Origin of the sequence: Streptomyces sp. CB02980, assembly GCF_014451325.2 — a bacterium.
Classification (GTDB): Bacteria; Actinomycetota; Actinomycetes; order Streptomycetales; family Streptomycetaceae; genus Streptomyces.
The window spans coordinates 76,761-86,790 of sequence record NZ_JACSCH020000015.1; the positions used below are offsets into that span (position 1 = coordinate 76,761).

10 protein-coding genes are annotated in these 10,030 nt (G+C 74.7%); 5 read left to right on the forward strand and 5 right to left on the reverse strand.

All coding sequences use genetic code 11. From position 1 onward, the window contains the following. The first annotated feature begins 2 nt into the window (after positions 1-2). From E0F75_RS28135 to E0F75_RS28150, 4 genes are all read left to right on the forward strand, one after another. Entirely contained in the window at positions 3-1,082 is a 1,080-nt protein-coding gene (locus tag E0F75_RS28135) for a helix-turn-helix domain-containing protein (RefSeq protein ID WP_229313758.1), read from the forward strand. 199 nt (positions 1,083-1,281) lie between these two features. Next, positions 1,282-1,743, forward strand: coding sequence for a hypothetical protein (locus E0F75_RS28140; RefSeq protein ID WP_229313759.1), 462 nt, complete (start codon positions 1,282-1,284; stop codon positions 1,741-1,743). A gap of 98 nt (positions 1,744-1,841) precedes the next feature. Continuing rightward, on the forward strand, positions 1,842-2,504 hold the full coding sequence (locus E0F75_RS28145; protein WP_374115447.1) for an RNA polymerase sigma factor: 663 nt from the start codon (positions 1,842-1,844) through the stop codon (positions 2,502-2,504). After that, positions 2,501-3,067 carry a hypothetical protein gene (locus tag E0F75_RS28150; RefSeq protein WP_229313761.1) on the forward strand — a complete coding sequence of 189 codons (567 nt, stop codon included), beginning with the start codon at positions 2,501-2,503 and terminating at the stop codon, positions 3,065-3,067. The genes E0F75_RS28145 and E0F75_RS28150 overlap by 4 nt, the downstream gene beginning before the upstream one ends. Before the next feature lie 83 nt (positions 3,068-3,150). Here the strand turns inward: E0F75_RS28150 and E0F75_RS28155 are convergent, their stop codons facing one another. The 4 genes from E0F75_RS28155 to E0F75_RS28170 all read right to left on the reverse strand — a co-directional run bounded on the left by E0F75_RS28155 (position 3,151) and on the right by E0F75_RS28170 (position 8,114). Further along, the gene (locus tag E0F75_RS28155) at positions 3,151-3,546 is read right to left on the reverse strand and encodes a hypothetical protein (RefSeq protein WP_229313762.1); all 396 of its coding nucleotides are present in this window, start codon (positions 3,544-3,546) and stop codon (positions 3,151-3,153) included. Positions 3,547-3,667: 121 nt separating this feature from the next. Further along, entirely contained in the window at positions 3,668-5,293 is a 1,626-nt protein-coding gene (locus E0F75_RS28160) for a serine/threonine-protein kinase (RefSeq protein WP_267499659.1), read from the reverse strand. Then, on the reverse strand, positions 5,290-5,979 hold the full coding sequence (locus E0F75_RS40145) for a hypothetical protein (protein WP_267499660.1): 690 nt from the start codon (positions 5,977-5,979) through the stop codon (positions 5,290-5,292). The genes E0F75_RS28160 and E0F75_RS40145 overlap by 4 nt, the downstream gene beginning before the upstream one ends. 77 nt (positions 5,980-6,056) lie before the next feature. Next, complete coding sequence (locus E0F75_RS28170; RefSeq protein WP_229313763.1) at positions 6,057-8,114, reverse strand: N-6 DNA methylase; 2,058 nt, start codon at positions 8,112-8,114, stop codon at positions 6,057-6,059. A 185-nt stretch (positions 8,115-8,299) separates the two neighbouring features. Here E0F75_RS28170 and E0F75_RS28175 point away from each other — a divergent pair, with 185 nt between their 5' ends. Next, the gene (locus E0F75_RS28175; protein ID WP_229313764.1) at positions 8,300-9,004 is read left to right on the forward strand and encodes a hypothetical protein; all 705 of its coding nucleotides are present in this window, start codon (positions 8,300-8,302) and stop codon (positions 9,002-9,004) included. Between the two features lie 222 nt (positions 9,005-9,226). Here E0F75_RS28175 and E0F75_RS28180 read toward each other — a convergent pair whose 3' ends face one another. Next, a complete protein-coding gene (locus E0F75_RS28180; RefSeq protein WP_229313765.1) occupies positions 9,227-9,976 on the reverse strand; it encodes a hypothetical protein in 750 nt (249 codons plus the stop codon). Between the last annotated feature and the right edge of the window lie 54 nt (positions 9,977-10,030).

Here is a 10,030-nt window from a genome sequence, read left to right on the forward strand (position 1 = left end):
CCATGGAGGCTTTGGCCGTACGACTGTCCGGGCTCGATCCGCACGTCGAGGGCGCGCTCCGCATCGTCGCGTTCTACGACACCCTGATGCGCAGGCGCGTGGACCTTCCCGCGCTCGCCCGGGCCTCGGCCGGTCTCGCCGAGTGCGTCACCGGCGTCGGACTCCACGGCACCGGGCGGACGATCCGCGTCGCGCCCGACGGCCGCGAGGCCCCCGGCCCGGCCGGGCCCGCGTCCGGCACGGCCCCGGTCGTCCTCGACGAGGAGGAGATCGGCACGGTGTGGCTGGAGCGGTCCGGCCCGGCCGGACCGCTCGACGAGGTGCTGCTCGACCGGCTGGCCCTCGCCGTGGCGGGGGCCGTCGAACGGTACGGTCCGGCCCGTACGACCATGGCGGACCCCGCGCTCGTCGAGCTGGTCATCAGCGCCGAGACCGACGAGGCGGCCCGCGCGCGGGCACTGCGGCTCCTCGGCTTCGCCGCCGGGCCGCCGGTCCGGGTGGCCGCCGTACGGTCGCCACGGCTGCCGCTCGACCAGGTGGGCGGGGTCGTCTGCCCCGGGCGGCCCGTGAAGGCGGCGCGGATCGGCGGGGTCGGCGTGATCCTGGCCTCCGCCGTGGACCGGGCCCGGTTCCCCGCGGGCGTACGCGCGGGCATCGGCACGGCGGACGGGCCCGAACTGGCGTGGCGCGAGGCCCGCACCGCCCTGCGCCTCACCACCGCGCGCGAACCCGTGCTCGACCACGCGGAGTTGGGCGCGCTGGCGCTGCTCGCGGAGGTGCCGAGGGAGGTACTACGGGGCAACCCCGACGTCGCGGCGCTCGTCCGGGTGGCCGGAGCCCCGGGGGATCCCGACGACGAGGCCCGAGAGACCCGGGAGACCCGGGAGACCCTGGACACGCTGGAGGCGTACTGCGCGGCGGGGTCGCTGCGCCGGGCCGCCGACGTCCTTCACCTGCACCACAGCAGCGTGGCCCGCCGCATCGACCTGATCGGCAGGGCCCTGTCCGTGGACCTCACCACCCCGACGGGCCTGACCAGAGCCCGCGTGGCCCTGACGGCGTGGCGCCTGCTGGGCGACTAGGAGCCGCGGGGGGCGGGACGGCGGGCGGGTGGGCGGGACGGCGGGCGGGGGGCGGCCGCACACCGCTGCCGTCCCGCCCCCTGCGGAAACTTTCTCGAGGCCGGTCGCAACCTCGCGGGGTGACGCACGTCTGGTGGTGTGAAGGCGCCCTTCACCCGCTCCACCCGACCGTGTCCGTCCCCTTCCTCGGGAGAACCCCATGTCCAGCCACGCCAAGCGGAACTTCCGCCCCCGCCCCCGCATCCTGGGCGTCATCACCGGTGCCGCGCTCCTCCTCGGTGGCGGCGGCTTCGCCGCGCAGGCCATCGCCGACTCCGGTCCGCAGCCCGCGCCGGCCGCGCCGAAGGTCTCGGTCCCGGACGCGGCCCCGGCTGCTCCGGCTGCCGCCCCCGCTCCGGCCGTCGCCCCGAAGGCCGTTCCGAAGGCCGCCGCGCCCCGCACGCCCGCCCCGGCGGCCGAGCCCGTCGCCGCCCCGGCTCCGGGCGTCGCCCCGAAGGTCGTCTCGCCCGGCAAGCCCGGCCCGGCCGCCGCACCCGCGCCCGCGCCCGCCGTCGACCAGGGAGCTCGCCCCGCCCCCGCCCCGGCCCCGGCGGTCAAGCCGACGGCCGCCCCCGCGCCCGCCCCGGCTCCGGCCGGTGCCGCGCCCCGCGTCCAGAAGTAGCAGCACGCGGTAGCACCGAGGAGCGGGTGGCCCGGCCGGGCTTGCGCAGGTCCGGCCGGGCCGCCCCTCCGTCCCGCAACGGATCGAGGACCGTGCAGTTGTCGTACGCCATACCCGTACCCGTACCCGTACCCGGACACCCGGACCGGCCGTCGCCCTGGTGGGCCCGGCTGCTCGCCCGTATGCCCCGGACCCGGACCCGGGCCGACGACGCCCCCGGGACCGTACGGGGACGGCATCTGCGTGCGGTGGACGCCCCGGAGGACCAGGGGCCGCCGCCCACCCTCACCGAGCTGTACCGGGCCCGGCGGCTCGACATGGTGCGGCTCGCGCTGTTCCTCGTCGACGACCTGCACACCGCCGAGGACGTCGTCCAGGACGCGTTCGCCGCCGTGTGCCGGACGTACGGCACCTCCCTGCACGGGCTCCAGGACCCCGGCGCGTACCTGCACACGGCCGTGGTCAACGCCGCCCGTTCCGTCCTGCGCAGGCGCCGCACCGCGCGCGCGTACACCCCGCCCCATCCGGTCTCCGAGCCGCCCGTCGACGAGGGGCTGCTGCTCGCCGAGGAGCACCGGCACGTGCTCGACGCGCTCGCGCAGCTGACCCGGCGCCAGCGCGAGGTCCTCGTCCTGCGCTACTGGTCGGAGCTGACCGAGGCGCAGATCGCGCAGACGCTCGGGCTCTCGCGCGGCACGGTGAAGTCGACCGCGAGCCGCGCGCTCGACGCCCTGGAGAAGAAGCTGGAGGCGGGCCGATGAGACCGCGTGCCGAGGACCCCCTCACCGTCACCGAGGAGCGGCTGCGCGCCGCGTTCGCCGCGCGCGCGGCCCTCGTCACGTACCGGGACCTGCGCCGTGACGAGCCCCCGGAGGGGCGGAGCTGGGGGCTGCGGCGGGTGCGCGGCGTGGCCTTCGCGTCGCTGGGGGCCGTCGCCGCCGCCGCGGGCGTGGCCGCCGCGTACCTGCTCTTCCTGGTGCCCGCCGGCACGGTCTCCCCCACTCCGGCGCCGCCCGCCCGGCCTCCGGGCGTCAGCAAGTCCCCGGTCACGCCCACCCCCTCTCCGGTCGCCCCGTCGGTGACCGGGCCGGGCGCGGCACCCGAGCCGGGGGCGGTGCGGCCTTCCGGGGGCGGCCCGAAGCCGGGGGCGGCGCCGAAGCCCGGGGCGGAGCCGGCGGCGGGGACGGTTCCGCCACAGCCCGGAGCGCATCCGAAGCAGGGGGACGAAGCGACACCCGACGCCGATCCGACACCCGGGGCCGATCCGACGCCCGACGCCGATCCGACGCCTCCGGCGGACCCGGGGCCCCTCGGCCGGCCGTAGCCGGCGCGTCGGGCCCGGCACGCGAGAAGGGCCGGAACCCCTGCGGGGGTCCGGCCCTTCTCGGACGTGCGGGTGCGCGCGAGCTACTTCGCGGCGACCTCTTCCAGGCACAGCACGAACTTGTCCGACTCCAGCTGCTGCGCGAGCGCCGACAGCTCCGCGCCGCACTTGTTCACGTCGAAGGTGTTGTCGATGACCTTGACGACCTTGAACAGGTCGGCCTTGCCCGAGGAGCAGTCCGTGGTGTCGACCTTGGGGTCGTTGTCCGGGCCCGTCACGGTGACGCACTCGCCGGCCTTGGCGTGCACGGGGGCGTCGCCGGTGAGGTACGGCAGGCCGAGCTTCACGCCGAGGGCGATGGCGATCGCGAGGACGACACCGCCGACCTTCTTCAGGATGCGGCTGCCCTTCTTCGCGGGGGCGGGCTGCTCCGGAGCGGCGGGCTGCTCGGGGGTGAAGGGCGCGGGCGGCGTCGTCATGAGGGATTCCTTGGGGACGTGAACATGATCTGACGCGAACGCTACATGCGCCAAAAAGGGCAAAAAGGATCAAGGAGATCCATTGACCGATCAGTTGTCGAGTCGTGACTCTGGCGCTCCGTCAGGAGTGCGGCCCCAGCTGACGCTGGTGCTCCAGGACCCGCCGCAACTCCGCCGGAAGCGGGTGATACGGCCCGAACGCGCGCTCCGCGTCGAACAACAGCCGCTGGAGCAGGTCCTGTCCGGCCGCGTGCTCCCCCGTCGCCACGAGGAGCAGTGCGATCCGCTGCCGGATGTCGAAGGCCCGGGCCGGATCGCCCTCGTAGTACGGCAGGACCGCACGGAACTCGGTGAGCGCGGCGGCCGTCTCCCCCAGCTGCTCCAGGCACAGGGCGGCGTCATATCGGAATTGAAGAGCCTGCGGATCCGCCGGCCCGGCCTCCGCGTCGCGGTCCGCCGCGAGCCGGCGCAACTCGGGCAGCGCACGCCGGTACTGGCCGTCGTCCATCAGCGTGGACGCGTACTGCTTCCGCAGGATGCGGACGACCGGCGACCGCTCGCCGTGCTCGGCCGCGGCGGCGGGCAGGATCCCGCCGAGCATGTCGACGGCCTGGGTGAGCGCCCCTTCCCCCAGCAGTCGCTTGACCTCGTCGACGGCGGCGGCGACGTCGGGGCGGGCGGGAGCGGTCGGGGGCACGAGGGCGGTCGGGACCGGTGGCGGATACGAGGCCCTCGGGTCACTCCTGGGAGCGGTCACGGGAGCGGTCACGGGCAGGGGCGACGGCGCCTGCGCCGGAACCGCCGGTGCGAGTGGCGCCACCGGTGCGGCGGACGCCGGGCGGTCCGGCCAGGGCGCGTGCGGGCGGAGGAACGGCCGGGTCGGGTCCATCGGCCCGGCCGGGGCTCCGCGCGCGGGGAGCAGGGGCAGCAGGTGCTCGTACACCTCGTGCGCACCGGACGGCCGCTCCCGCGGGTCCTTGGCGAGCAGCCGGAGGACGAGCGCTTCGAGGGGCTCGGGGACCTCGGGCCGCAGCTGACGGAGCGGCACGGGAGGCTCGTACAGATGGCGGTGGAGGACACCGAGCGCGGTGGAACCGGCGAAGGGCACGTTCCCGCTGAGGAGTTCATGCAGCAGCGCGCCGAGTGCGTACAGGTCGGTGGAGGGTCCGACGGCGCCGCCCATGGCCTGCTCGGGCGCCATGTAGGCGGGGCTGCCGATGGGCGAACCGGTGTGGGTGAGGCGGGTGGTGTCGCTGTCCAGGACGGAGGCGACACCGAGGTCGAGGACGATGACGGACCCGTCGGGACGGACCATCACGTTCCGCGGCTTGAGGTCGCGGTGCACGATCGGCACGGCGTGGACGGCTGCGAGCACGGCGCACAGCTGCGCGGCGACGCTGACCGCCCACTCCCAGGGGTACGGGTCGTGCTCGGCGAGATGGTCGGCGAGGTCGGCGCCCTCCACGTACTGCATGACGAGGTACAGGTCCTCGCCCTCGCTGCCCGCGTCGTGGACGGTGACGAGGCCGGGGTGGTCGACGTGCGCGGTCACCCGGCACTCACGCACGAAGCGGCGGCGCAGCTCGTCGGCGGCGGTGGCCGGGCCCGTCATGGTGGCCGGCCGGAGCAGCTTCACCGCGACCCGGCGGTCGAGCCTGCGGTCGTACGCCGTCCAGACCTGGCCCATGCCGCCCTGCCCGATGACGGTGGCGAGCTCGTAACGCCCGCCGATCACCCGCCCGTTCATGCCCGACCGTCGTCTTCCCCGGTCTGCCGGAGCAGGTCACTGAGCTCGTCGAGCTCGGCGCGGACCTGCTCGATGCGGGGGGCGTGGCCGGGAAGCGGCGGCGGGGCCTGGCCCGGGGGCGGGGTGGGGACGTACGGACTCGGGGCCGAGCCCTGGATCGGGCCCGGCGCAGGGGCCTGGCCCGGGGCCTGGCCCGGGCTCGGGGCCGTGACGGCGGCGGGCGGGTAGCCGTACCCCGGCGTGGCGTATCCGGGAGTGGCGTACCCGTGCGGCGGCGTGCCGTACGGGTACGCCTGCTGCGGCTGCGGGGACGGGACCATGATCACGACCGGCGCCGGCTGGTGGTGGCGGATGTCGACCACCAGGAAGTAGCAGGTCACGATCGCCATCTGCACGAGCAGCACGATCATGCCGGCGGTGTTCATCCAGGTGTCGGCGAACCGCTGCTCCAGCGGCACCACGCAGCCGATGTTCAGCACCAACTGGGCCCAGAAGAGCGCCCAGTCACGCCCGGTGCGCCGCATGATCGCGATCCGGAGCATGGCGACCCACGCGAGGAAGCCGAGCGACAGGACCACCAGGACCGTGATGAGGACCCGGACGGTGATCGTGGCCGCCGACGGGCCGGCCGCACGCGGCGGTGCGGGTGCGGGTGTGGCCGCGGGTGTGGGCACCTGACCGTACATACGACGCTCCCCCAGGACGGACGATCAGGCCTCTGCGGTTGACCGGACCAAGTCGGACCAAGAGAGTATGACGGCCTTCACGCGGGCTCCACACTTCCGTCCGCGAGACCGTCGTACAGCCCCTGAACCAGCTGCTCGCCGAGGCGGGCGGCGAGCCGCAGGGCCTCCTCGAACTCGGCGAGCGACTTGAAGTGGGCGCCGTGGCGGCGCTGGTCGGCCAGCGGCAGCCGGGGCAGCTGGAGACGGCGCACGTCGAGCCGGGTCGCAGTCGAGGCGAAGCTGCTGGCCTGCCGGTTGTTGGCGGTGCCGCGCAGGAATCCGGCGAGGAACCAGGGGTCGAGGGCGGCCGATTCGGGCCGCAGGAGCTGGAGGTTGCGGCCGAGGGCCGCGCCCGCGGTGGCGGCGTCCACGACCCGGGCGACGGCGCCGCCGCCGAGGACGGGGACGACGACATCGCCCTCGGCGACGAGGACGGGCTCCTCGCGTTCCTCGCCCGGACCGCCGCCGGCGGGGAGGGTGCCGGACGGCGCGCCGCCGGACAGGACGTCGTGCTCGGTGAGGACGGGTACGCCGCCGCCGGCGGGGGCCGTGCCCGAGCCGCCCGTACGGAGCTGGAGGGCGCCGGTGCGGGCGAGTTCGCCGACGGTGGTGAGGGGGCGCGGCGCGGGGCGCGCGGGGACGGGGGTGGGGGTGAGGCCCTGGGTGCGGCGCAGGGTCTCGTCCAGGCGGTCGCGGACGGCGGCGAGTTCGGGGGCGGTGCCGCCGGCGGCGGGGGCGGTGAGATAGCGGGCGGGGGCGAGGTCGACCTCGTCGTCGAGGAGTTCGATGACGGGAACGGCGCGGGCGACGGACTCCTCGCCGCCGCGGCCGGCCCAGGCGTCGAGCACCGCGTTCCGCAGGGTGGTCCAGGGGAGTCTGTCGCGGCCTGCGTCCGGGACGAGCCCGGCGGTGTCCACGAACAGGGTCTCCGCCGGGGGGCGTTGGTCGGCTCCGGGGCGGACGAGGACCCAGAGGTGGAGCGGGATGCCGTACGGGGGCGCGGCGCCGGCCGGGAGGGCGACGACGGCCCGGAGCGCGCCGCGGCGCAGCAGGTCGGCGCGGATGCGGCGGCCGGATCGGCGGGAGGCGACGGCGGGCGGCATGAGGAGGACGGCGGCGCCGCCGTCGCGGAGCCGGGCGAGGGCGTGCTGCACCCAGGCCAGCTCGGACTCGGTGCGGGCCGGGAAGCCGTACTCCCAGCGGGGGTCGTAGGCGAGTTCGTCGTGGCCCCAGGTCCGCTCGTTGAACGGGGGGTGGCACAGGACCGCGTCGACGTTCAGGGTCGGGAAGGCGTCGGCGCGGAGGGTGTCGCCGGTGGCGGCGCGGATGTCGGCGTCGCCGTGGAGGGCGAGCCGGAGGGCCGAGAGGGCGGCCAGGTCGGGGTCGGCGTCCTGGGCGTAGAGCGCGGTGGGGTGCGGGACGGCGCGCAGCAGGCCGCCGGTGCCGGAGGCCGGGTCGAGGACGGTGGCCACGGGGCGGCCCTCGGGGGCCGCGGCGGCGGCGAGGGCCGCCATGAGCTCGGCGAGCGGGGGCGGGGTGAGCGTGTACTGGCGGGGGTTGGCGTCGAGGTGGCGGCCGAGCAGGAACTCGAAGGCCTGGCGGGCGCCGCCCAGCTCGACGGCCAGCTCGACGGCGGCGCGGAGGAGGGGCACGGCGGGGAGCGTGTCGGCCGGGGTGGGGGTGTGAACAGACCTGGGCAGACCGAAGCGGGCGGTGAGGACCTCTTCGAAGACGCCGGGCAGGAGTTCACCGAGGCGGTCGTCGGGGAGCGCGGCCAGCTCGGTCCAGGCGCCCGGGCGGGCGCGGAGGAGGAGCAGGACGCAGCCGGTGTGCACGAGGCCGGCGACGGTGCCGGAGGGGTGGCCGGCGAGCTGCTGCCAGACGCGCTCACGGAGCGGCACTTCGGCGAGTTTTCCCTGGTCACGGAGCCACTGCTCGATGTCGGCGAGGGAGAAGGAGGGGCTGGTCTCGGTGCCGCCGACGGGCTTGGGGAAGTCGGCGTGTCGCCGGCGCCAGTTGCTGACGGCGGCCCTGCCGACCCCGGCGAGCCGGGCGATACCGGCGGCGGTGACCTCTGCCGTGCTCTCTTCGGGCACCTGTCCGTCTCCCCTCGTACGTGTGTGAACACACCGAGCATAGCGCTCGAACCGATTCACGGCGTGAGCGAACTCGAAACCCGTGAACGGTGTTGACTCGGTTCACAGCTTCTGCTGTGATTACTCCATCGGAACACGGAGTCCCGAAAGCGGAGTCCTCACAGCGCCCGGAAGGTGCCACAGCCATGTCTCAGCAGCAGCAGCGCAACTGGTTCGCCCGCCACAAGGTCCTCACCGCGGCCGGCGCGGTCGTCGCGGTCATCGCGATCGGCGCAGCGATGGGCGGGGGCGGCGACACCGAGTCCCCCAAGGCGGACGCGAAGCAGGAGCAGCCCGCGAAGCAGGGCGGCGACAAGAAGGCCCCGCAGTCCGGGGCCCCGGAGAAGAAGGCCGTCACGATCGACGGAGACGGGGACTTCGAGGTCGGCGGCGACGTGAAGCCCGGCCTCTACCGCTCCACGGGCAACAAGGACGCCGGCTGCTACTGGGAGCGCGCGAAGAACGCCTCGGCCGACACGGACTCGATCCTCGCCAACGACAACGTGACGGGCACGTCGTACGTCGAGATCAAGGCCTCGGACAAGCTCTTCAAGTCCTCGGGCTGCGGCACCTGGGAGGCCGTCGACCTGAAGGCGAAGGGCACGCCCGGGACGACCCTCAAGGGCGACGGCGGCATGTTCAAGGTGGGCGTCGACATCGCCCCGGGCACGTACAAGTCGACGGGCAACAAGGACGCGGAGTGCTACTGGGAGCGCTCGAAGGACGCGAGCCACGACACGGACTCGATCCTGGCGAACGACAACGTGACGGGCACGGCCATCGTCAAGGTCAGCGCCTCCGACGCATACTTCAAGTCCTCGGGCTGCGGCGACTGGGCCAAGACGGGCTGACGGGCCGACGGGCCGACGGGCCGCGAGAACGCGGGAGGACAGCGGGAGGACGGACATGGCGCCGCCCCCCCCTGGAGGAGGCCGTCACCCGCCTGGGCGACAAGACCTCGGCGAAGCGCCGGTCCGCCGCGAAACGTCTGGGAACCCCGGCCGACGGGGCCGCGGGCCCGGCGCTGCTCACCGTACAAGGAGCCCCTCGGAGGCGGCAGGACGCGACCTAGGTCAGTTCAGGGTCTCCAGGACCTCGGCGGGGGCCGGTGCGTGCTCCCGGACCTCGCCGTCGACGGTCCACGAGCCGTTCCACTCGATCCGCCATACCCGCCCGTGACGGTTCTCGTACTCCACGAAGCTGCCGGGCGCGCCCTCCAGGAGCTCCAGCTCCCGGAGCAGCACGTCGGGGGTGGTGAAACCACGGAGGCCGCCTTCGCTTCCTCCGCCGGTCCTCGTGTTGTCGAACTTCATCCGGAGGAACGGAGCGGCCTCGCGGGTCATGTCCGCCGCGTTCAGCATCCGCTTGAAGCGGAAGAGCGCCTCCTCGGGCGTCTCGTTCCCGGAGAACTCCCGGACGTACGCCGGGAAGACCCCGACCACGACCTCGTTGAGCTCTTCGTTGCGGCCCACGTAGTAGCCGTGGATCTCGGGCTGGACGGCCACCACGGCGTCGAAGCCGTAGCCCGGGTGGGAGAACCCGGGAACGACCTCGAACGGGCGGGGGTTCTCGCCGAGCCCGGCACGATGCTCACGCGCGAACGTGAGCACCGCCCGGGCCAGGTCCTCGTCGAAGGAGTCTCGGGCGTTCACCTGGTGGATGCGCGTCCCCTCCGCGTTCATCGCCAGCGAGAACACGAACCGGAACATGGGCGACCAGCGCCACGCGCGCGCGAGGCCAGGAAATTCCTCCACCCCGGGAATGTCCAGCACGGCTCGCTCCACATCGACGTCGGCGGGGCGGGACGGGGGCGTGCGGTTCATGGGGGCTCCTCGAACGGTCAGAGGCACCAACCTAGACGCGGAGAGGCTCCGCCG